This window comes from Noviherbaspirillum sp. (genome assembly GCF_036846085.1).
Classification (GTDB): domain Bacteria; phylum Pseudomonadota; class Gammaproteobacteria; order Burkholderiales; family Burkholderiaceae_D; genus Noviherbaspirillum.
Window position 1 is genome coordinate 1 of record NZ_DAIUCO010000035.1, and the last position, 21505, is coordinate 21505.

At 56.9% G+C, this 21505-nt stretch carries 20 protein-coding genes and 2 tRNA genes; 7 read left to right on the forward strand and 15 right to left on the reverse strand.

The annotated features are described in order from the left end of the window. The 3 genes from V7080_RS06290 to V7080_RS06300 form a co-directional block, all read left to right on the forward strand. A partial coding sequence (locus tag V7080_RS06290) for a DUF2069 domain-containing protein (protein WP_442947193.1) occupies positions 1 to 379 on the forward strand: 379 nt, incomplete at its 5' end. Positions 380 to 391: 12 nt separating this feature from the next. Continuing rightward, a complete protein-coding gene (locus V7080_RS06295; RefSeq protein ID WP_334187555.1) occupies positions 392 to 1798 on the forward strand; it encodes an FAD-binding oxidoreductase in 1407 nt (468 codons plus the stop codon). A 49-nt stretch (positions 1799 to 1847) separates the two neighbouring features. Then, positions 1848 to 2294 (forward strand): DUF4124 domain-containing protein, encoded by a 447-nt coding sequence (locus V7080_RS06300; RefSeq protein ID WP_334187556.1) that lies wholly within the window; start codon positions 1848 to 1850, stop codon positions 2292 to 2294. Between the two features lie 41 nt (positions 2295 to 2335). On the opposite strand, the gene V7080_RS06305 is transcribed toward V7080_RS06300, so the two are convergent. Continuing rightward, complete coding sequence (locus V7080_RS06305) at positions 2336 to 2542, reverse strand: hypothetical protein (RefSeq protein WP_334187557.1); 207 nt, start codon at positions 2540 to 2542, stop codon at positions 2336 to 2338. Between the two features lie 311 nt (positions 2543 to 2853). Between V7080_RS06305 and V7080_RS06310 the strand changes: the two genes are divergently transcribed. Then, positions 2854 to 3762, forward strand: coding sequence for an alpha/beta hydrolase (locus V7080_RS06310; protein WP_334187580.1), 909 nt, complete (start codon positions 2854 to 2856; stop codon positions 3760 to 3762). On the opposite strand, the gene V7080_RS06315 is transcribed toward V7080_RS06310, so the two are convergent. The 7 genes from V7080_RS06315 to V7080_RS06345 form a co-directional block, all read right to left on the reverse strand. Then, positions 3721 to 3797 (reverse strand) — tRNA-Arg (locus V7080_RS06315). The two genes, V7080_RS06310 and V7080_RS06315, sit on opposite strands and share 42 nt — an antisense overlap. A 951-nt stretch (positions 3798 to 4748) precedes the next feature. Then, positions 4749 to 4825: transfer RNA gene (locus V7080_RS06320), tRNA-Pro, on the reverse strand. 83 nt (positions 4826 to 4908) lie between these two features. Continuing rightward, positions 4909 to 5796, reverse strand: a complete 888-nt coding sequence (locus V7080_RS06325) for a pseudouridine synthase (protein ID WP_334187558.1) — start codon at positions 5794 to 5796, stop codon at positions 4909 to 4911. 18 nt (positions 5797 to 5814) lie between these two features. Next, positions 5815 to 7152 carry a phosphoglucosamine mutase gene (gene glmM, locus V7080_RS06330; RefSeq protein WP_334187559.1) on the reverse strand — a complete coding sequence of 446 codons (1338 nt, stop codon included), beginning with the start codon at positions 7150 to 7152 and terminating at the stop codon, positions 5815 to 5817. A 3-nt stretch (positions 7153 to 7155) separates the two neighbouring features. Next, a complete protein-coding gene (gene folP, locus V7080_RS06335; protein ID WP_334187560.1) occupies positions 7156 to 8013 on the reverse strand; it encodes a dihydropteroate synthase in 858 nt (285 codons plus the stop codon). A gap of 86 nt (positions 8014 to 8099) precedes the next feature. Further along, positions 8100 to 9986 carry an ATP-dependent zinc metalloprotease FtsH gene (gene ftsH, locus V7080_RS06340; RefSeq protein WP_334187561.1) on the reverse strand — a complete coding sequence of 629 codons (1887 nt, stop codon included), beginning with the start codon at positions 9984 to 9986 and terminating at the stop codon, positions 8100 to 8102. Between the two features lie 138 nt (positions 9987 to 10124). Further along, positions 10125 to 10769 (reverse strand): RlmE family RNA methyltransferase, encoded by a 645-nt coding sequence (locus V7080_RS06345; RefSeq protein WP_334187562.1) that lies wholly within the window; start codon positions 10767 to 10769, stop codon positions 10125 to 10127. 76 nt (positions 10770 to 10845) lie between these two features. Here V7080_RS06345 and yhbY point away from each other — a divergent pair, with 76 nt between their 5' ends. Beyond that, complete coding sequence (gene yhbY / locus V7080_RS06350; RefSeq protein WP_334187563.1) at positions 10846 to 11322, forward strand: ribosome assembly RNA-binding protein YhbY; 477 nt, start codon at positions 10846 to 10848, stop codon at positions 11320 to 11322. Positions 11323 to 11341: 19 nt separating this feature from the next. Here the strand turns inward: yhbY and V7080_RS06355 are convergent, their stop codons facing one another. The 6 genes from V7080_RS06355 to V7080_RS06380 all read right to left on the reverse strand — a co-directional run bounded on the left by V7080_RS06355 (position 11342) and on the right by V7080_RS06380 (position 18617). Beyond that, positions 11342 to 11794 carry a DUF4149 domain-containing protein gene (locus tag V7080_RS06355; RefSeq protein ID WP_334187564.1) on the reverse strand — a complete coding sequence of 151 codons (453 nt, stop codon included), beginning with the start codon at positions 11792 to 11794 and terminating at the stop codon, positions 11342 to 11344. A gap of 6 nt (positions 11795 to 11800) precedes the next feature. Then, positions 11801 to 12277: a transcription elongation factor GreA gene (gene greA / locus V7080_RS06360; RefSeq protein WP_334187565.1), complete on the reverse strand. Its 477-nt coding sequence runs from the start codon at positions 12275 to 12277 to the stop codon at positions 11801 to 11803. A 95-nt stretch (positions 12278 to 12372) separates the two neighbouring features. Next, positions 12373 to 15603, reverse strand: coding sequence for a carbamoyl-phosphate synthase large subunit (gene carB / locus V7080_RS06365; RefSeq protein ID WP_334187566.1), 3231 nt, complete (start codon positions 15601 to 15603; stop codon positions 12373 to 12375). Further along, positions 15596 to 16774, reverse strand: a complete 1179-nt coding sequence (carA, locus tag V7080_RS06370) for a glutamine-hydrolyzing carbamoyl-phosphate synthase small subunit (protein ID WP_334187567.1) — start codon at positions 16772 to 16774, stop codon at positions 15596 to 15598. The genes carB and carA overlap by 8 nt, the downstream gene beginning before the upstream one ends. 232 nt (positions 16775 to 17006) lie before the next feature. Beyond that, positions 17007 to 17414 carry a GlcG/HbpS family heme-binding protein gene (locus V7080_RS06375; protein WP_334187568.1) on the reverse strand — a complete coding sequence of 136 codons (408 nt, stop codon included), beginning with the start codon at positions 17412 to 17414 and terminating at the stop codon, positions 17007 to 17009. Between the two features lie 54 nt (positions 17415 to 17468). Further along, the gene (locus tag V7080_RS06380; protein WP_334187569.1) at positions 17469 to 18617 is read right to left on the reverse strand and encodes a GGDEF domain-containing response regulator; all 1149 of its coding nucleotides are present in this window, start codon (positions 18615 to 18617) and stop codon (positions 17469 to 17471) included. A 123-nt stretch (positions 18618 to 18740) separates the two neighbouring features. Here V7080_RS06380 and V7080_RS06385 point away from each other — a divergent pair, with 123 nt between their 5' ends. Next, entirely contained in the window at positions 18741 to 19283 is a 543-nt protein-coding gene (locus V7080_RS06385) for a C40 family peptidase (protein ID WP_334187570.1), read from the forward strand. Positions 19284 to 19344: 61 nt separating this feature from the next. On the opposite strand, the gene V7080_RS06390 is transcribed toward V7080_RS06385, so the two are convergent. Then, positions 19345 to 20214 carry a patatin-like phospholipase family protein gene (locus V7080_RS06390; protein WP_334187571.1) on the reverse strand — a complete coding sequence of 290 codons (870 nt, stop codon included), beginning with the start codon at positions 20212 to 20214 and terminating at the stop codon, positions 19345 to 19347. A gap of 207 nt (positions 20215 to 20421) precedes the next feature. Between V7080_RS06390 and V7080_RS06395 the strand changes: the two genes are divergently transcribed. Further along, complete coding sequence (locus tag V7080_RS06395) at positions 20422 to 21462, forward strand: Fe(3+) ABC transporter substrate-binding protein (RefSeq protein ID WP_442947194.1); 1041 nt, start codon at positions 20422 to 20424, stop codon at positions 21460 to 21462. Positions 21463 to 21505 lie beyond the last annotated feature (43 nt).

Genomic DNA, 21505 nt, shown 5'->3' on the forward strand with positions numbered 1-21505 from the left:
GCACAAGGTCTTTTATATAGGCGCCGCCGGCAGCCTGATCGCATTGATCGCGCTCTGTGTCGCCTGGGAACTGGTGCTTGCGCCATTACGGCCGGGCGGCTCCTGGCTGGTATTGAAGGTGCTGCCCCTGCTGCTGCCGTTGCGAGGCGTTTTGAAGCGTGACCTTTACACGATGCAATGGTCATCCATGCTGATTCTGCTATACCTGACAGAGGGCATTGTCCGTGGTGCAAGCGATCAGGGATTGTCGGCAACGCTGGGCTGGATCGAAGTGGCACTGGTTTGTGTGTTTTTCTTTTGCTGCATTCTGTTCCTGCGTCCGTACAAGAAGGAAGCAAAAAAGCTGGCGCAGCAAGTCATCCAAAAAGCATCCAAATAAACGAACTCATCAATGAACGAATTTCTCGATCAATGCCGCAATGCGATCGGAGCCGCCCATGTCCTGACCGAGGCGGCCGATACCGCCGGTTACCTGACGGACTGGCGTCGCCGCTTTACCGGGCGCGCCCTGGCGGTGGTGAAACCTGCGTCAACCGAAGAAGTCGCGGCCATCGTCCGGCTTTGCAACCAGTTCCGGGTACCGATCGTGCCCCAAGGCGGCAATACCGGCCTGGTCCTCGGCAGCGTGCCGGATACCAGCGGCAATGCGATCGTGCTGTCCCTCAATCGCTTGAACAAGGTACGGGCAGTCGACACGATCAACAACACCATGACGGTTGAATCGGGATGCATCCTGGAACAAATGCAGAACGTCGCCGCCGAAGCGGGACGCCTCTTTCCGCTGTCGCTGGCGGCGGAGGGCAGTTGCACGATCGGCGGCAACCTGGCGACCAACGCGGGCGGCACCGCGGTTCTCCGCTATGGCAATATGCGCGAGCTGTGCCTCGGCCTGGAAGTGGTGACCGCGCAAGGCGAGGTATGGAGCGGCTTGCGGGGACTGCGCAAGGACAACACTGGCTACGACTTGCGGGACCTGTTCATCGGCGCGGAGGGCACGCTGGGCATCATTACCGCAGCGGTCCTCAAGTTATTCCCGCAGCCTAAAGCGCAACTGACCGCGCTTGCGGCAATGCGGACGCCGGACGATGCGCTTGCGCTGCTGAATCTCGCGCAGGCGCGATGCGGCGCAACCCTGACCGCCTTCGAATTGATGTCCGACTTCTGCCTGCAGCTGGTGGCAAAGCATTTCCCGCAGATGCGCTTGCCGTTCGCCGACCCGCATGCGCAGTATGTACTGCTGGAGCTCTCCGACAATGAGTCGGAAGACCATGCCAATGCCGCATTGGAAGCCGTGATCGCGGATGCCCTCGAACAGGACGTGATCCAGGATGCGGTGGTCGCATCGTCGATCGCGCAGTCGAAATCCTTATGGAATCTACGGGAACACATCCCGCTCGCCCAGGCGGAAGAGGGCAAGAACATCAAGCATGACATTTCCGTTCCGATTTCCCGCATCGGCGACTTCATCCGCAAGACGGATATCGCGCTGCAGCAGACATTCCCCGGATGTCGGCTGGTGACGTTCGGTCATCTTGGCGACGGCAATCTGCACTACAACGTGTCGCCGCCCGAACAAGGTTCCGATGACGAATTCATCGCCCGCCAGGATGCGGTCAACCTGGTAGTGCACGACAGCGTCGACAGTTTCGGTGGATCGATTTCTGCCGAACACGGGCTCGGAGCCCTGAAGCGCGAGGAGGTTCGCCGCTATAAGTCCGCCGTCGAGATGGCGCTGATGGAGTCGGTAAAAAATGCGCTCGATCCCTTGGGGATCATGAATCCGGGCAAGGTCATATAGCCAAACCTACAAACAAAAACATCAATACTTGAAATTCCAGGGAGGCGGCATGCTGCTGCGCACGTTATTGTTTTCCGTTTTCATCGCGGCATCGGCGCCGTCGTTTGCAATCTACAAATGCGAGTCAGACGGCAAAATCAACTACAGCGACACGCCCTGCTCCAACGGCCGCAAATTGGATATCGACAGTGCACCGCCCGTCGATGCGGAAACAGCGAAAGAACAGGCGCGACGTGATAAAGCCACGCTCAGGCGAATCGATGCGGAGAAGCGCAAGCTGGAGGCGCAGGAAGAAAAAGAACATCGCCGCACCGCACATGCCAGCGCGGCCAGGCAGAAGAAATGCAAAGCCCTTGCGATGCGGTCGAAGTGGGCCGATGAAGATGCCGCATCAGCCACCGGGAAATCTGCGCACAAGGCAAAACTCAAGGCCAGCCGAATCGCTGAGCAGTTCGCAATGGAATGCGACAACAAAGCCTTGCTTCACGGCGCCTGAGTCGGATGTCAAATGCGCCGCGCACGCGGCCCTCGCTTCGACTATTGGTGCTCAGCCACCACAGAAGTCGCGGAGTGCATGTTCCTCGCATCCACCACCTGCCTTAATGCAGCCGCCAGGCTGTCCAGTTGACGTTGCCCGGACACCATGATGGAAGGCAGTCCGCAGGCACGAACCGCTTGTTCAAGATTGCGGAGCGCATCCAATTCGGCGCCCAACTGGTCGTGGCGTTGCAATGCTGGCGTCATTACGATTTCCCAAAAAGGTCATAGAAGTCGCCTAGACCAGTGAAAATCAGCATTTGTTCCGGCCAGAAAAGATTCCCTCAACATTTATTTTGGTTCTGTGGCAAGAGCTGCAACAACGACGCAAGCGATTTGCCAAACCACAAACAACCGGACGCATAAGAAAGTACGATGGATCGAAGTTACTCACATAACACTTCGATACTGCTTTCAACATGGATAAACGCAGCAGGCGCCTTCTGGCTGGCGCAGTCGGATTGGCCGGTTTGGGATGGTTGGGTTTTATTGTCACGGTTACGGCACGCCAGAACAACATGCTGTTCAATCCGATTCGCCGCAAGGAAATCGAGCGCCCGAGCAGCCGCGGGCACCGTACACGGCCCGTGGTGCTGCGTTGTCGCGACGGCACCCGGCTCTCCGGTTGGCTGCTGACGCCGAAGACACCCGGCCCGCATGCGGCAGCAATCTATTTCGGCGGACGCTCGGAGGAAGTGTCATGGACCGTCCGGGATGCGCAACGCATGTTTCCAGGCATGCTGGTCCTGGCAATCAACTACCGGGGTTATGGTGACTCGCATGGAAGCCCGGGCGAACGGCAGATGATCGATGACGGAAAAGTGTTGTATGACTGGCTGCTTGCCTCCGGCCGCCACATCGATCCTGGCCGGATTGCCATCGTCGGCCGCAGCCTCGGTTCCAGTGTCGCTCTCCAAGTCGCCGCGCGCCGTCCGGTCGCTGCCTTGGTACTCATAACGCCCTTCGACTCCGTGCTCGCGATGGTGAAAAAGCGTTTGCCGTCCGTGCCGGTAAGCCTGGTGCTCAGGCACAGGTTTGAATCGATCAAGGTGGCACCCAAGGTCACGACACCGGTGCTTGTGCTGCGCGCGGAATCCGACGATATCGTTCCGCAGGTCCATACGGATATCCTGGTCGCCGAATTGCCGAATGTCGTCTCGGATGAAGTCGTGCCCGAATCGAATCACCTGAACATCCCCTACCTGGACGAAACCCAGGAACACATCTTGAAGTTCATGCAAGGACAACTTTTCCATCGTCCCGCACTGACGGTTGCTCCCCTGCGGCATATGCCGGAAGAGCGGTTGCTGAAGGAGATTGCAGAGGTGCAGCTTGGACCGGAAGTGAATGAGTCGGACGTCGGCGAGGAAGCGGAACCGGAAGCGTGGCCTGCCCAGCAGGAGTCGAACCTGCGACCTACGGCTTAGAAGGCCGTTGCTCTATCCAACTGAGCTATGGGCAGTCATCGAGCGAAACGCGATAGCTGTTGCATCGGCTCGCTCGCCGCCGGATATTACCCTTATTACCGCGTCGTTTCAACCAATCACTTGCACTATCGCTCACCGATGGAACCATCGAAGCCGATCGGAATTTTGTGCAGGTTGGCAAGGGCGAATACGTGGATTGTATTCATCCACGCCCACAGGTCCGACAAGCATTCACTATAACCGTGCGGGCTATGCAATGCCTCCCCTGTGTCAGCACTATCCACAGCTATGCTGCATAAGCATGTGGATAAGATCGAGGAAAGGTAGGGATAAGTCGGTAAGTCTATGATTTAAAGAAAAAACTTTCACCTGATCAAAATTGAGGCACTACGGTGGACAACTTGATGTTTGTCGGAACACGGACGCAGCCGGGTGAATAATCTAGACTGCGCACGGCGCTGATCCCGTACGCCCTTAAGTGGCCATCCTCAATAAACAGTTTCTTCTCCACCCTGAGTTGATCACTAAATTGTAGAAATCAAAACAAAAAGCCCGCAACTTTTCAGGTTTGCGGGCGAACGATGGCGTCTGGGTGCCACATGATTGTTTACGGTGGCGAAGCGCGGCAACTTTAGACACCGGAATCGATAGTCAAAAGAAAACCCACAAGCCATAAGGGTGTGGGTTAAAAGCACAGTCCTTCCTAGGAGACTACGCGTTGCTGTATTCAGCATAGATCACGAGGTTCGGAAGACACTGTGTTTTATCAACTGGCTGCACCGTCGATGCTGCTTAACATCATTCTTGCAATGCCAATCTTCACTGGCGACCGGGAACCGTTACCCGTCCTGCTTCAGATTGTTGTGACATGCATGGTTTCGAGCCGACGGACAGTGAAGACTGCCAATGCCAAAAGAAAAAGGGTTTAAGAGACTTTATGCTCTTAAACCCTTTATGCTCTTGAACTTTATAGCTACTGCAAATATTGGTCGGAGTACAAGGATTCGAACCTTGGACCCCCTGGTCCCAAACCAGGTGCGCTACCGGGCTGCGCCACACTCCGAGAAGGGCGATCATACCGGACTGAGGCATCTCGGTCAATCTATTCCGTCTCGATGCCCTGCTTTCCATCAACTTATTTCTCCATCAGGTCAGATGCTGTTCGCTTTCAAAATACCGGGCCTGTCCGGTAACCGGATCATGAAACGCGATGGAGCGGGCCAGTAGCTTGAGTGGTGACGACATATTATCCGCCTTGCACGGCAGCGCGTGCGGGTAAAACGCATCATTCAGAATCGGAATTCCCAATGCCGCGAGATGGACACGGAGCTGGTGCTTTTTCCCGGTGAGTGGACGCAGGCGATACAGCGCCACCTCGCCCCGTCGTTCCAGAATGTCGATCAGGGTCTCGGAGTTGGGTTCGCCTTCGGATTCCTGCATGCGAAAGAACGGTGTGCCGTCCACCATTCGACTGCGATACGTCAGCGGAAACTCGATACTGCCGGTATAGGGCGCGAGCGCCTCGTACACCTTGTCGACCTCGCGCCTTTGGAACAAGGCTTGGTAGTGTCCCCGTGTTGCGGGATCCCGGGAAAACACCACGATGCCTGCGGTTTCCCTGTCTATCCGATGAATCGGTGACAGATGATCAAGCCCGGTTTTTTGCTTCAAGCGGACCAGCAAGGTTTCATGTAAAAACCGTCCTGACGGGATGACCGGCAGGAAGTGCGGTTTGTCTGCCACCAGGATGTGTTCGTCGAGATGAAGAATCGTTTCCGCAAAGGGGATGGGCGTTTCCTGATGCAGTTCACGGTAGTAATAAACGCACGCGCCCCTGCGAAAAGGGCTATCCGGATCCAGTCGCCTGCCTTCGGCATCCCGGACCTCTTCCTTGCGCATGCGTTCCCGCCAGGTGGCCTCGCCAACATCCGGAAAGCGGTCCAGCAAAAAAGCCAGCACCGTGTTCCAGGGACCTTCCGGCAGCCATATGTAGCTCGGGCTGACGCCTGCACGGACAGGAAGCGGCGCCTTCAATGCACGTCCATCAAAAGGTCAGGCAGTGATCTTCTCTGCAATACGGCGCGCCATCCTGTCGGCGGTATCGGCATTCTTTGCCTCGACCATCACGCGAATCAACGGCTCGGTGCCGGACGCGCGTATCAGCACCCTGCCGTCGTCACCGAGCTCGGATTCGACGATTTCCTTTTCCGTCTGCAGCGCTTCATTCTTCTGCCAGTCGAAGCCGGGAGCGACCTTCACATTGACAAGGCACTGGGGATACAGCGTGATGTCCTCGGTGCACTGTGCCAGCGTCTTGCCGCTGCGTTTCAAGGCAGATAGCACCTGCAGCGCGGAGACGATACCGTCGCCCGTCGTGTGCTTGTCGAGGAACAGCAGGTGCCCCGAACCTTCGCCGCCGATCAGCCAGCCCTTTTGCTGCAGGACTTCGAGGACATAGCGATCCCCTACCTTAGCGCGGGCGAACCCGACGCCCATTTTTTTAAACGCGACTTCCAGCGCCATGTTCGTCATCAAGGTGCCCACCGCACCCTGCACCGGGACAGTATTCATCCTATCCTTGACCATCACATACAACAGCTCATCACCGTTATAGGCACGTCCGGTATTGTCGACCATCAGCAGGCGATCGGCATCGCCGTCGAGCGCAATGCCAAGATCGGCATTGTGCTCTTTCACTGCGGCAGACAAGTTCGCCGGAACGGTCGCACCGACGCCGTCGTTGATATTCAAGCCGTTTGGCTGGTTGCCGATCGCGACCACTTCGGCACCCAACTCGTGGAAGACATCCGGGGCGATGTGATAGGCAGCGCCGTGGGCACAGTCCACCACGATTTTCAGGCCGCGCAGATCAAGCTCGGTGGGAAACGTACTTTTGCAAAATTCGATATACCGGCCTTGCGCATCAAACAGCCGCTTTGCCTTCCCAAGTTTTTCCGATGAAACGCACTCGATAGGCGCATCGAGTGCCGCCTCGATCGCCGCTTCGACCGCATCCGGCAGCTTGTTGCCCGATGCATCGAAGAATTTGATGCCGTTATCCTGATAGGGATTATGCGATGCCGAGATCACCACGCCCGCGGATAACCGGAGAGCTCGGGTCAGATAGGCGATTGCAGGTGTCGGCATTGGCCCGGCCAGCATTACATCCACGCCGGCGGCGGCGAATCCCGCTTCCAGTGCCGCTTCAAGCATGTAGCCGGAAATCCGTGTGTCTTTGCCGATGAGTACCGTCGGCCGGCCCACGACAGTGTCTCCCTGCGCGAGCACCTTGCCGGCAGCGAAGCCAAGTCGCATGACAAAATCAGGAGTAATCGGTGCTTCACCAACGCATCCACGCACGCCATCGGTTCCAAAGTATTTTCTTGTCATGATTTATCCAGGTTGATATTGGGAGGCTGCCTGCCACACTTTCAACGCATCCACCGTTTCGGCCACGTCGTGCACCCTGATTATCCGGGCACCCTGGGCCGCAGCGAATAAAGCCGCCGATATGCTTCCGGCGCCTCGCTTGTCGACCGGCTTGCCGGTAATGGCGCCAATCATCGACTTCCGGGACAGGCCGGCCAATAGCGGCATCCCCAGATCGATTTGCATTTGAGCAATGTTGTTCAGCAGGGCCAGATTATGCACCATCGTTTTACCAAATCCAAAGCCGGGGTCTACGCACATTCGCGCGTCAGCGATACCCTCTGCACGTGCCGCCTCGACCCGTTTCCGCAGAAATGACGTCACCTCGAAGACGACGTCATCGTATTGCGGCTGGTCTTGCATCGTGGACGGATCACGCAGCATATGCATGATACAGAGCGCGCAATCGCTATCTTTGACGACTCGCAACGCATCACTTGCCCTGAAGCCATAAATGTCATTGATCATGTCCGCACCGGCCTCGAGTGCTTCTGCCATGACCGCCGGCTTGCAGGTATCCACCGACAATGGCTTGCCGCAGTCTCTTAGCGCATACACGACCGGGAGCACTCTTTTCAGTTCTTCTTCCAACGGCAGTGGCTTCGCACCGGGGCGGCTCGATTCGCCACCGATGTCGATGATATCCACGCCATCAGCAAGCATCTGTTCAGCATGCGACAAGGCCAGGTCAAGGGAATGGAATTGACCGCCGTCGGAGAACGAGTCGGGCGTGATATTCAATATGCCCATAACGAGCGGCCTGGCGCCGGGGCCGCTCATCGCAAAACGAAAACGTCCGCACTGGAAGTATGGTGAGGTCATGGATAGGAGGCTTTACAAACAAAAAGGGTGAGGATTTCTCCTCACCCTTCCCAAACTAAACGTACGGCTTACATCAGCAGTGCGATTTATGCCGGTGCAGTTGCGTTCGGCGACACGCCACCTGACGCACTGTCAGTTGGTGATTTGCGGGCCGGCACGCCGGCTTTCGGCGGACGCGGCTGATGGCCGGCCATGATGTCATCAATCTGCTCGGCATCAAGTGTTTCCCACTCGAGCAAGGCGTGCGCCATGGTCTCGACTTTGTCCTTGTTTTCCTCAAGCAGGCTGCGAGACAACGCATATTGCGCGTCCAGAATGGAACGGATCTCCGTATCCACCTTCTGCTGAGTAGCCTCCGACACCGTCTTGGAGGACATGCGCCCGAAATAGGCATCCTGTTCGGTGTCTTCGTAGACCATCGTGCCAAGCGTTTCCGACATGCCGTAACGAGTCACCATCGCGCGGGCAAGCTTGGTTGCGCGCTCGAAATCATTGGATGCGCCGGTAGACATTTGATGCATGAAGATTTCTTCCGAAATACGTCCTGCGAACAGGATGGCGATTTCCTCCAGCATCTTGTCCTTGTACATATTGACACGGTCATGCTCGGGAAGCTGCCATGTCAGGCCAAGCGCAAAACCGCGCGGCATGATCGTGACCTTATGCACCGGATCAGCTTTGGGGAGCAGCTTCGCCACTACCGCATGGCCCGATTCATGGAAAGCGGTATTACGCCGCTCCTCTTCACGCATGACTGCCGATTTCCGCTCCGGGCCCATGACGATCTTGTCCTTGGCGTCTTCGAAATCCTGCATTTCGACCAGGCGTTTATTGCGTCGGGCAGCAAACAAGGCAGCCTCGTTCACAAGGTTCGCCAAGTCCGCGCCCGAGAATCCCGGAGTGCCGCGGGCCAGAATGTCGGCCTTGACATCCGGTGCGATGGGCACTTTACGCATATGCACGTAAAGAATCTGCTCGCGGCCGCGGATATCGGGCAGGCCGACCATGACCTGACGATCGAAACGGCCGGGACGCAGCAATGCCTTGTCCAGTACGTCAGCGCGGTTGGTCGCGGCGATCACGATCACGCCAGAGTTAGCTTCGAAGCCGTCCATCTCCACCAGGAGTTGGTTCAGCGTCTGCTCGCGCTCATCATTGCCGCCGCCCATGCCGGCGCCGCGATGGCGGCCAACAGCATCGATCTCGTCGATGAAGATGATGCAGGGAGAATGCTTTTTCGCGTTTTCGAACATGTCGCGGACACGGGAAGCACCGACACCGACAAACATCTCCACGAAATCCGAGCCGGAGATGGTGAAAAACGGTACTTTCGCCTCGCCGGCGATGGCACGTGCCAGCAACGTCTTGCCGGTACCCGGTGGACCCACCATCAGCACGCCGCGCGGGATGCGCCCGCCAAGCTTTTGGAATTTGGTGGGATCACGCAGGAAGTCGACCAACTCCTGTACTTCTTCCTTCGCCTCATCACAACCAGCCACATCGGCAAATGTGACGGTATTGTTGGCTTCGTCCAGCATGCGGGCTTTGGACCGTCCGAAGGAGAAGGCGCCGCCTTTTCCACCGCCCTGCATCTGACGCATGAAAAACACCCAGACGCCGATGAGAAGCAGCATCGGGAACCAGGAAATGAATACCTGGGACAGGAAGGATTGTTCTTCGGGTTGCTTGACGTCGAACTTGACGCCATTATTGATCAGATCGCCGATCAGTCCCCGGTCTAGATAAGTGACTGCGGTCTTGATCCGCTTGCCGTCCTGGGTCGTCGCGACGATGGTACGGTCTTCGATGGTTGCTTCCTTGATGCGCTTGGACTTGACTTCGTCCAGGAAGTCCGAATAGGGGACCGAGGTAGCACCGCCGGCCATGGTACGTCCGTCGAACTGCTTGAAGACGGTGAAAAGCACCAAGGCAATGACCACCCAAATGGCGGCTTTTGAAAACATATTGTTCACTAGAACTCCTTAGACGCTGGCGCGTCCGTATTTACATAGCTTGTAAAATTAATTCTACCCGCAATAGTCAGCGGTTGCTAGGTTGCATATGCGGCAAAACCCTTGAAACTCAAGGGTTTGTAAGGTATTTGCGGGTAATCAAGAGGGATTTTTGAGCGTTTTGCCCAACAAAAAGATTTCCGATGACTTATCCCGGCTGGCCTTGGGTTTCTTTGAAGACACTATTTTGAACTCTTCCCGGAATTTTTCGACTAGCTGAGTATAGCCTGAGCCGTTGAAACATTTGACGAGCAAAGCACCTGAAGGTTTCAGGTGAGCCCGCGCAAATTCGAGCGCCAGCTCAATAATGTATTCAACCCGGGCTGCATCCGTCACGGCGACGCCAGACAGGTTCGGCGCCATATCGGAAAGGACCAGGTCCACTTTTCGTCCTTCGAGCACCGCCTCCAGTTGATTCAGGACGGCATCCTCCCGGAAATCCCCTTGGATAAAATGGACATCGGCGATCGGGTCCATCGGCAGCATATCCAACCCAATGATTGTCCCGTGCACCCCGCCGCCTTCCTTGCCGGCCAACTTATTGCGCACATATTGCGACCAGCTTCCCGGCGTACAACCGAGGTCGACGATGACCTGGCCGGGTTTGATCAACCTTTCCGCCTCGTCGATTTCCTTCAGCTTGTAGACCGCGCGCGCACGGTATCCCTCCTTCTGCGCGAGCTTGACATAAGGATCGTTGACATGGTCATGCAACCAGTTTTTATTTAATTTGTTCTTTGCCATTGGCGTAGAATAGACGCTTTCTTTTCATCCGGACGAAGCCAATGCTGGCCGCCATCGTCCGAGACACTTCATAAAAATGTTAAAACTCTCTCCCGCTGAACGCAGCGAACTGCGTTCCGAGGCGCATGCACTGAATCCGGTGGTCATGATCGGCGAAGCCGGCCTGACACCGTCGGTATTAAAAGAAATCGATGCCAGCCTGAATGCGCATGGCTTGATCAAAGTCCGTGTTTTTGGCGATGATCGCGATGCCCGCATCGAAATGTACGAAGCGATTTGCGAGAAACTTGGCGCCGCACCAGTGCAACATATCGGCAAACTGCTGGTGATGTACCGTCCCAAAAAGGAAGAGGTCAAGGAGCGCAACGAGAAACGCGGCAAGGGCTTGCGGGAAGTGACAATCGTCAAGCCCAGCCCCAGCGGAACGAAGAAGCCAACTGTCACAAAAGTCATTCTTAAAGGCAATGAACGGGTGACTGCCGGAGGTAATATCAAACGCGCCAAGCCCCGCCAAACCAGCATCAAGAAGTCATCACTAGGGCGAAGCCGGTAAAGGATGTCCGCTAGCGCATCTATTTTGTCTTGATAACAAGAACGAACCCGAGCACGCATTGCATTAGATAGATTGCGCTGGATATACCGTGCAGCAGCGCGAACCTTGCCCGGGTATCGCCACCCATCGCTTCGCCCGGCAAAACAGACTGGCGCAAATCCGCCATGAACGGCTGAAGACCGAAATAACCGATCAAGGTGCAGGCAAGCATCCCGATCACCAGCATCATCCGCACACGACCGGCACGCCCATCCGTGTCGCCAGCCCCCGCCACTTTGAATAGCAGAAGCAGCGACATCGCGCAGGCCACCGAAAGCCACGCCTCGATCCGGAACAGGCTGCCGGCAATGGTTCCTGCCAGTGTCCTGTCCGTTAGCGTCGCAAAAAGCGTCGGCGCCACCACATAACCGATCGTCCACAAGCTGCCAACCCATAACGTCACGATCAGCCACCGGGCACGTGCTACAAGCATGCCCAATCAGATGTAGAGCACTTCGAGCACTTCGTATTCACGAATGCCGGACGGGGCCTGAACTTCAATGACATCCCCGGCGTATTTGCCGATCAGGGCTCGGGCGATCGGCGAAGTGATCGAAACCTTCTTTTCCTTCAGGTCCGCTTCGTCTTCTCCAACGATCTGGTAGGTCACCTTCTGGCCCGTTTCCAGATCTTCGAGGTGCACGGTCGACGCGAAGACGACGCGCCCTTCGGCATCGAGCATGGCCGGATCAATGATTTGAGCCGCGCTCAGTTTACCTTCCAGATCCGCGATACGCCCTTCAATGAAACTCTGACGCTCCTTCGCTGCGTCATATTCGGCGTTTTCGGACAAGTCTCCCTGCGCCCGCGCCTCGGATATCGCGTTGATCACCGCGGGGCGATCTTTGGTTTTCAAACGGTGCAATTCTGCTTTCAACAGCTCTGCGCCATGCTTCGTAATAGGAACTGTACCCATGATTTTTATCGGCAAAATGAAAACCACAGAGGCCACAAGACGGCGCCGGAATCGGCGCCCCGTGTGACCTCTGTGGCTGTTGGTTGACTGTCGGCTTAGTTTAAGGTGTTATGCAGGCCTTGTAAATCATAGACATGCAGCTCATCAAGATGACGCATGCCTTCGACCGCCGCTTCGGCTCCCGCGATCGTCGTATAAGTCACTGCGCGAGCCGCCAGAGCCGACGTACGGATGGCGCGGGAATCCGCAATCGCCGATCGCTTTTCCTCCACGGTATTGATGACGAGGGCGACTTCGTTGTTCTTGATCATGTCCACGACATGTGGCCGGCCTTCCGCAACCTTGTTGACCGTCGCAACCGGAATCCCGGCCGCGCTGATCGCCGCGGCAGTTCCCTTGGTCGCCACGACGGAGAAGCCAATCTCCACCAGATCCCTTGCCACCTGCACCGCTCTCGGCTTGTCGCTGTTCTTCACACTCAGAAACACTTTGCCGGATTTCGGCAATTTGACGCCGGCGCCCAGTTGGGACTTCACGAACGCTTCACCGAAGGTTTTACCTACGCCCATGACTTCGCCGGTTGATTTCATCTCCGGACCGAGAATCGTGTCGACTCCCGGAAATTTGACGAATGGGAAAACCGCTTCCTTGACGCTGTAATAGGACGGGACGACTTCGTTCTTGATGCCCTGGGAGTCAAGCGATTGACCGACCATGCAACGGGCGGCAATCTTTGCAAGCTGCAAACCGGTCGCCTTGGACACGTAAGGCACGGTGCGAGAGGCGCGCGGATTCACTTCCAGCACGAAGACCACGTCCTGTTTGACACCGTCGATTTCCTGCTGCTGAATCGCAAACTGCACGTTCATCAGGCCAATGACATTCAAGCCCTTTGCCATCAGTGCGGTCTGGCGTTTCAGTTCGTCGATGGTTTCCTTGGACAGCGAATATGGCGGCAGCGAACAGGCCGAATCGCCCGAGTGAACGCCAGCCTGCTCGATATGCTCCATCACGCCGCCGATGAAGGTGCGCTGGCCATCAGACAGGCAGTCGACGTCGACTTCGATCGCATCATTCAGGAAACGATCGAGCAGCACCGGCGAATCGTTGGAGACCTTCACCGCTTCACGCATATAGCGCTCGAGGTCGCGCTGCTCATGCACGATTTCCATCGCACGTCCGCCCAACACGTAGGATGGCCTCACAACCAGCGGATAACCGATTTCCTGGGCGAGACGCAGTGCGTCTTCCTCGGTGCGCGCGGTGCGGTTCGGCGGCTGACGCAGACCGAGTTCATGCAGCAGCTTCTGGAATCGCTCGCGGTCTTCCGCCGCGTCGATCATGTCCGGTGACGTTCCGACGATAGGCACGCCGTTGGCTTCCAGGTCGAGAGCCAGCTTCAGCGGCGTCTGCCCGCCATACTGAACGATCACGCCGACCGGCTTTTCCTTGTCCACGATTTCAAGCACATCTTCCAGTGTCACCGGCTCGAAATAGAGCCGGTCGGATGTGTCGTAATCCGTCGAGACCGTCTCGGGATTGCAGTTGACCATGATGGTTTCGTAGCCGTCTTCACGCATGGCCAGTGCGGCATGCACACAGCAATAGTCGAACTCGATACCCTGGCCGATGCGGTTCGGACCGCCACCCAACACCATGATCTTCTTGCGGTCGCTCGGCTGGGATTCACATTCCTCGTCGTATGTCGAGTACATGTATGCGGTACGGGTTGCAAACTCAGCGGCGCATGTATCGACACGCTTGTAGACCGGACGCACATTCAGCTCACGGCGTTTTTCACGTACCGCCTTGTCAGTCGTTTTCAACAACTTGGCGAGCCTGCGGTCGGCGAAGCCCTTTTGCTTCAGGCGGAAAAGCGTGTCGCGGTCGATCGAATCCAGCGTCTGCTTCTCGAGCCACAGTTCGATATCGACGATCTCCTTGATCTGAACGAGGAACCAGGGATCGATGTGGGTCAGCTGGTGAACCTCCTCCATGGAGAAACCCTGTGCGAATGCATCACCTACGTACCAGATGCGCTCTGGTCCCGGCTCGCCCAGTTCTTCCTCGATCGTCTCCCTGTCGGTCGTCTTTTCATTCATGCCGTCGACACCGACTTCCAGGCCGCGCAGCGCTTTCTGGAATGATTCCTGGAAAGTGCGCCCCATGGCCATCACTTCACCGACCGATTTCATCTGGGTCGTGAGGTGACTGTCCGCGGCAGGAAATTTTTCGAAAGCGAAGCGTGGAATCTTGGTGACGACGTAATCGATGCTCGGTTCGAACGAGGCCGGTGTCGCACCGCCCGTAATCTCATTGCGCAGTTCATCGAGCGTGAACCCGACTGCGAGCTTGGCGGCCACCTTGGCGATCGGGAACCCGGTCGCCTTCGATGCAAGCGCGGAGGATCGCGATACGCGAGGATTCATTTCAATCACGATCATGCGGCCATCCTCCGGATTCACCGCGAACTGCACATTGGAACCGCCGGTATCGACACCGATCTCGCGAAGCACCGCGAGCGATGCGTTACGCATGATCTGGTATTCCTTGTCGGTCAGCGTCTGTGCCGGTGCGACGGTGATGGAGTCGCCGGTGTGCACGCCCATCGGATCGAGATTCTCGATCGAGCACACGATGATGCAGTTATCCTTCTTGTCACGGACAACCTCCATCTCGAACTCTTTCCAGCCGATCAGCGATTCCTCGATCAGCAACTCCGAAGTCGGCGATGCTTCCAGTCCGCGCTTGCAGATGGTTTCAAATTCTTCCGCGTTGTAGGCAATGCCGCCGCCGGTGCCGCCCATGGTGAACGACGGACGGATGATGACCGGGAAGCCGAGGTCCTTCTGCACCGCCCACGATTCTTCCATCGAGTGCGAAACACCCGAGCGCGCGGAACCGAGGCCGATCTTCGTCATCGCCTCCTTGAACTTGGAACGGTCTTCCGCCTTGTCGATGGCTTCCGGCGATGCGCCGATCAGCTCACAACCGTATTGCTTGAGCACGCCGTGATTGTGCAGGTCGAGCGCGCAGTTCAATGCGGTCTGACCGCCCATCGTCGGCAGGATCGCATCCGGGCGTTCCTTGGCGAGGATCCGTTCGACCGCCTGCCAGGTGATCGGCTCGATGTAGGTAACATCGGCCATCTCCGGATCGGTCATGATGGTGGCCGGGTTGCTGTTGATCAGGATGACGCGATAGCCTTCCTGTCGCAGCGCCTTGCATGCCTGTGCGCCTGAATAATCGAACTCGGCGGCCTGGCCGATGATGATGGGGCCGGCGCCGATAATCAGGATGCTTTTTATGTCTGTGCGCTTAGGCATTTTTCTGTTTCTCCGTCGCCGCCTTGTGGGTTGCGTTTTGCATGAGTGTTATAAAGCGATCAAACAGGGGAGCGACATCCATTGGTCCCGGCGACGCTTCCGGATGGCCCTGGAAGCAGAATGCAGGCTTGTCGGTGCGCTCGAATCCTTGCAGCGATCCATCGAATAGCGAAACATGCGTCACGCGGCAGTTCGCAGGCAGAGATGCTTCGTCCACGGCAAAGCCATGGTTCTGCGACGTGATCATCACCTGTTTGGACTGAACGTCCTGCACCGGATGGTTGGCGCCGTGGTGGCCGAATTTCATCTTGAGCGTTTTGGCGCCGGATGCCAGCGCCATGATCTGGTGACCGAGGCAGATGCCGAAGGTGGGAATGCCACGCTCGATCAGTTCTTTCGATGCCGCGATGGCGTAGTCGCAAGGCTCCGGGTCGCCGGGACCGTTGGCGAGAAAGATGCCGTCCGGCTTCAATGCCAGCGCATCCGCAGCAGTGGACTGCGCGGGCAGCACCGTGATCTTGCAGCCGCGTTCGGCGAGCATGCGCAGGATGTTGCGCTTGATGCCATAGTCAAATGCGACGACATGAAATTTGGGCTTGCTTTGCTGACCGAAGCCTGTGCCGAGCTTCCATTCGGATTCAGTCCAGACATACGGCGTCTTGGTCGATACCACCTTGGCCAGGTCCATGCCGGCAAGTCCGGGGAACGATTTTGCCAGGGCGAGCGCTTTTTCGACGTCGGCCTCGCCTGCGAGAATGGCGCCATTCTGGGCGCCCTTTTCACGCAGGATGCGTGTCAGCTTTCGGGTGTCGATGCCTGCAATGCCGACAACCTTTTCGGCCTTCAGGTAATCGGACAACGTCTGCTTCGACCGGAAATTCGATGTCGTCAGCGGCAGGTCCTTGATGATGAGGCCGGCGGCATGAATACGGTCGGCCTCGGCATCTTCGTCATTGACGCCGACATTACCGATGTGCGGATAGGTGAGTGTGACGATCTGACGGCTGTAGCTTGGGTCGGTCAGGATTTCCTGGTAACCGGTCATGGCGGTATTAAACACCACCTCACCGATCGTATGGCCGGGTGCGCCGATTGAAAATCCCTGGAAAATCGACCCGTCTGCGAGCGCAAGAATGGCCGGAACTGTGTGGCCAGGAAAAAAGGGCAGCAAGGGTAACTCCTGATGTGGTTACCGCCGCTGCGCCGCGCCAGAACGAACGTCAACCAACGGGCTTGCGCCTTGCTGTGGTGAGTCTTTATGGGACGAGATGGAAGGGGTATGCGCTACGGCGGACTAAATTAGTTAAACCACGAGAGTATAGCCGAGAACAGACTTCGCGGCAATCCTGCCAACAGGTTTGCCGCGTTGCGAAGCCGCCGTTGCAGCGGCCTGATTCAGCCGTTTAATTGCTCAAAGCGGCAATGCCGGCTTTCGCGATCTGTACATCTTCCGAAGATTTCACTCCTGAAACGCCAACCGCGCCGAGACATTGGCCATTGATCATGATCGGCACGCCGCCTTCTAGCATGCCTTCAAGCCGCGGCGCGGTGATGAACGAGAAGCGACCGGTATTGATCATGTCTTCGTATATCTTGGTTTCGCGCCGTCCCAGGGCCGCCGTTCTCGCCTTGGCCGGTGCGATATCCGCGGAAATGGGTGCTGCGCCGTCGAGGCGTTGCAACCAGAGTAAATTCCCGCCATCGTCCACCACGGATATGGTTACCGCCCAGTTATTGGCCTTGGCTTCCGCTTCGGATGCGGCGGCGATTTTCTTGACGTCGTCGAGACTGAGGATTTGTTTGGATTGCATGCGATTTCCTTGTAAAGAAGGCTGGATTGTACGACAGCGGGGTATGCCGTGCATCTAGCCTTTCTTCAACACCAGGTCGACCAAAGGCTGCAGTTCCGCCGACAGGGTGCCGATGTACGGCAGCACCTTGTCGCGCTTGCCCTCCTTGATCCATTGCAATAATGTCGCAAGATCTGGTGTGGCGGGCGAGCCAACCGCCGGGGAAGAAACATTCTCAGCCGGCGACTGATAGGTATTGTTCAGTAACGCGGCCTCCTCATCTTTACCCACTACCCCGGTTACCGCATGCGCCATACCCATCGCGGCCCTGCGCCTGGCAGTATCGAGGAGAAAGTCGACCGCCACGCCGGCATCGCCCTCGTGTTCCGCCAGCGTACCCACGCCGCAACTGGCGATCAATGCCATCGGGCTGTCCTTGACCATATTGGCATTGGCAATTGCGCGACACACCCGCTCGGCAAACAGATGCGCGGAATCAAAATTGATACTGCCGGTAATCAGGGTGAATTCAGCCTGATCGGTTCTCGCCACGCGATCGCTTTCGCGCACGGTCCGCTGCAAAACATGCCCGATCGCATCGATGACGCTATGCGGTGGTATCGTTGCGGCGCCCTCCAGGTTGCTGTGCTTGAAACCAACCCTCACATTCAAGATTACGAAGTTCTTGCCATTCTTGACAGCGGTTTCCAGCATCCCACCGGCTTGCAACAGGACGGCGTCGATCGACGATACAGGCAATGCACCATCGGCGGCATTTATGCGTGCAAGCGACTCCAGGCTGCGTTCAAAATCATGCTGGGTATTGACGAGCTTGGACAGAATGTCGAGGCGGGACAGCAATTGCGCAGTGCCGATGCCCTTGGTGATCAGGTCGGTCGCACCGGCTGCTTTCGCACGCTCGCGCTCCTCCCGCTCATCGCTCCCGGATACCACCACGACGGGGATGGTCCTGATGCGGCTGATCTTGGAATTGCGGATTCGTTGCAGAAGGCCGTAGCCGTCGAGCTTGGGCATCGTTAAATCAGTGATGACGACACGGATGCTGGGGTCGATCAGGAGCGTTTCCCACGCCTGTTCGCCGTCGAGCGCTTCCCGGAAGTCGAACATTCCCTCGATATGCTTTATTAATGTAGCGCGGACGATGCGCGAGTCGTCTGCAATCAGCACACGCGGCTTGCCCGGTAAATCTGTCGACGAAAGCATTGTCATTCCAAGGGAGGAAAATGTAATTTTGTTTCCAGCAAGCATACCCGTACGCAATAGATTTTGACAGCTTTACTCGATTGACTTACATTGCAAACGTTACACTGCATCAACAGTTCAAAAATGACAATAATCCGCCCTTCCTTCCTGCCGGTACGTTTGCTGCATGCCTGCGCCATTTCTTCCGTGCTACTCGCCCCGGTGGCGGCGAACGCCGTGGAATACGATGCAGAAGAACTTGGCGCGATCGCCATGGCCAAGCTTCACGATTTTAAAAACCGGGCATCGGAATTAACGATGCATGCGATGGGACTGATCGGGATTCGGTACAGATACGGCGGCAATGCGCCGGAAAGCGGACTCGATTGCAGCGGACTCGTACGGTACGTATTCAGGGAAGTATGGGGAACGCAACTGCCTCGCACATCCGAGGAGATCAGCCGGGTCGGACAGCATATCGACAAGCAGGACCTGCAACCGGGAGACCTGGTGTTCTACAACACGCTCAAGCGTGGTTTCTCCCATGTCGGAATTTATCTCGGTGACAACAAGTTTCTGCATGCACCATCGAGCGGTGGCAAGGTACGCGTCGAGAACATGGAAGTCGGCTACTGGAAAAAACGATTCGACGGCGCACGCCGCATCCTTCGCCCGGAAGAAAAATAGCCTGTGAGGCGCTGTACTTGCAGCGCATTCCTGCCCTCCTCCCGCTTACTGCTCACGCATCTTACTGCTCGCGTTTTGCCTTCAACTTGCGCTGCAGGTCGGTCATCAGCGCGGACGCAGCCTGTTCGCCAGCCAGAATCGCCAGGTTCCGGCCTTGAAAATCATTGCTCTTCATGCCATTCAGCTTGGGCTGGATGACGATATCGGCGTCTTTGAGTTCGTACTGATTGATGCTTTGGCCCATGATGGCGAAGGTTTGCAATAAGACATCAAGGGTGTTCGCAGACGGTTGACCGCCTGGCTGTGCCGATATGTTGACCGCGATGACAAAATCGGCGCCCATCTGGCGCGCGAAACGGACCGGCACCGGCGAGACCAATCCGCCGTCGACATAGAGGTTGTCACCGATTTTCACCGGCTGGAAAACACCAGGCACCGCCGACGAAGCACGAACCGCCGCCCCGGTGTTGCCGCGCTGGAAGAGAATCGGTTGGCCGGTCTGGAGATCGGTAGCGACGGCCCCGAACGGCATCCTCAGCTTGTCGAGAGGGACATTGCCTACCATCCGGTTGACATATGCCTGAAGCGCCTCGCCTTTCAATACCCCGGTTGCCGTCGCGAACAACGGGACAGACCAATCGGAAATCGCCGCCTCATCGATCTCAAGAGCCATCTTGTGCAGCGCAAAGCCGTTGTTGCCGGCAGCGTATAGCGCTCCCACCAGGCTCCCGGCACTTGTGCCGACGACGATATCCGGGATGATGCCTTGGGACTCCAGCGCCTTGATTACACCGATATGGGCAAAGCCACGTGCCGCTCCGCCGCCGAGAGCCAACCCGATTTTTACCGGGCGCGGCAGAGCCGGTTGAGCCGTCGGTACGGTTGGCACCGCGGGTTTACCCGCACAACCGGCCAGCACGGAAAGCAACATAAAAAGACCGGGAATCAATGATCGAACGGCGGGCATAGAGACTTTCACAAGACAAACCTTGCAGAATTTAAACTGCGGGACGCTGGGGCGGAAGAGGAAGCCGGAATTTTACTCGAAGGCAGCAATATCGAACGTCAATGAGAATGATTTAGATTTACAAACACGCTATACTTGCATGATTGAAAATCATTCTCACCAAGGAGCCATATGAAGCCAATAAATTTCAAGATGCTGGGCATGGCGTTCGCCGTGGCCGCCGCGTCTTCCGTGCATGCCCAGGAAAATGTTCTCAACCTGTATTCATCACGTCATTACCAGACCGACGAGCAGCTCTATTCCAACTTCACCAAGAAAACCGGGATCAAGATCAATCGCATCGAGGCAGAAGACAATCCGCTGCTGGAGCGCCTGCGCAATGAAGGCAAGAACAGCCCGGCTGATGTGATCCTGATGGTGGATGCCGCCCGTTTGTGGCGTGCCCAGATCGAAGGGATGTTCCAGCCGGTCAAGTCGAAGGTGCTCGACAGCCGTATTCCGGACAACCTGCGTGGCAAGGACGATGGCAAGGGCGCTGAATGGTACGGCTTCTCCACCCGCGGTCGCGCGATCGTCTACAACAAGGAAACCGTGAAGCCGGAAGATGTACCGACTTACGAGTCGCTGGCCGACCCGAAAAACAAGGGCAAGGTATGCACCCGGTCGGGCTCGCATCCGTACATGCTGTCGCTGATCGGTTCCCTGATCGAGCATAACGGCGAGGCGGCGACGGAAAAATGGGCGCAAGGCATGGTTACCAACTTTGCCCGCCCTCCCCGTGGCGGCGACACCGATCAGATCAAGGGCGTCGCTTCCGGCGAATGCGGCGTTGCGCTCACAAACACCTATTACTACGTCCGGCTGCTGCGTTCGAACAAACCGGAAGACAAGGCATTGATCAGCAAGGTCGGTTTCATCTGGCCAAATCAGAAAACGACGGGCGCGCACATGAACATCTCCGGCGGCGGTGTCGCGAAAAACGCGCCGCATCGCGAGGCAGCGGTCAAATTCTTGGAATACCTGGCCAGCGATGAAGCGCAAGGCTATTTCGCGAACGGCAACAACGAATGGCCAGTCGTGAAGAGTGCGACAGCCACCAATCCGGAACTGGAATCGCTCGGCAAGTTCAAGGCCGAGAATGTATCGATTGCAACGATCGGGAAGAATCAGATCGCGGCACAGCGGATTCTGGACCGCGTCGGCTACAAGTAATCAAGACGTGACGATCAGCCGGGAGTGCTGCGCTCCCGGCGTT

What these genes read in the sequence shown, in the direction of transcription:
- V7080_RS06295 (WP_334187555.1), top strand. Translation starts at nt 392, where the DNA reads ATGAACGAATTTCTCGATCAATGCCGCAATGCGATCGGAGCCGCCCAT.
- V7080_RS06300 (WP_334187556.1), top strand. Translation starts at nt 1,848, where the DNA reads ATGCTGCTGCGCACGTTATTGTTTTCCGTTTTCATCGCGGCATCGGCG.
- V7080_RS06305 (WP_334187557.1), bottom strand. Translation starts at nt 2,542, where the DNA reads ATGACGCCAGCATTGCAACGCCACGACCAGTTGGGCGCCGAATTGGAT.
- V7080_RS06310 (WP_334187580.1), top strand. Translation starts at nt 2,854, where the DNA reads ATGCTGTTCAATCCGATTCGCCGCAAGGAAATCGAGCGCCCGAGCAGC.
- glmM (WP_334187559.1), bottom strand. Translation starts at nt 7,152, where the DNA reads ATGACAAGAAAATACTTTGGAACCGATGGCGTGCGTGGATGCGTTGGT.
- folP (WP_334187560.1), bottom strand. Translation starts at nt 8,013, where the DNA reads ATGACCTCACCATACTTCCAGTGCGGACGTTTTCGTTTTGCGATGAGC.
- V7080_RS06345 (WP_334187562.1), bottom strand. Translation starts at nt 10,769, where the DNA reads ATGGCAAAGAACAAATTAAATAAAAACTGGTTGCATGACCATGTCAAC.
- yhbY (WP_334187563.1), top strand. Translation starts at nt 10,846, where the DNA reads ATGTTAAAACTCTCTCCCGCTGAACGCAGCGAACTGCGTTCCGAGGCG.
- V7080_RS06355 (WP_334187564.1), bottom strand. Translation starts at nt 11,794, where the DNA reads ATGCTTGTAGCACGTGCCCGGTGGCTGATCGTGACGTTATGGGTTGGC.
- greA (WP_334187565.1), bottom strand. Translation starts at nt 12,277, where the DNA reads ATGGGTACAGTTCCTATTACGAAGCATGGCGCAGAGCTGTTGAAAGCA.
- carB (WP_334187566.1), bottom strand. Translation starts at nt 15,603, where the DNA reads ATGCCTAAGCGCACAGACATAAAAAGCATCCTGATTATCGGCGCCGGC.
- V7080_RS06375 (WP_334187568.1), bottom strand. Translation starts at nt 17,414, where the DNA reads ATGCAATCCAAACAAATCCTCAGTCTCGACGACGTCAAGAAAATCGCC.
- V7080_RS06380 (WP_334187569.1), bottom strand. Translation starts at nt 18,617, where the DNA reads ATGCTTTCGTCGACAGATTTACCGGGCAAGCCGCGTGTGCTGATTGCA.
- V7080_RS06385 (WP_334187570.1), top strand. Translation starts at nt 18,741, where the DNA reads ATGACAATAATCCGCCCTTCCTTCCTGCCGGTACGTTTGCTGCATGCC.
- V7080_RS06390 (WP_334187571.1), bottom strand. Translation starts at nt 20,214, where the DNA reads ATGTTGCTTTCCGTGCTGGCCGGTTGTGCGGGTAAACCCGCGGTGCCA.
- V7080_RS06395 (WP_442947194.1), top strand. Translation starts at nt 20,422, where the DNA reads ATGAAGCCAATAAATTTCAAGATGCTGGGCATGGCGTTCGCCGTGGCC.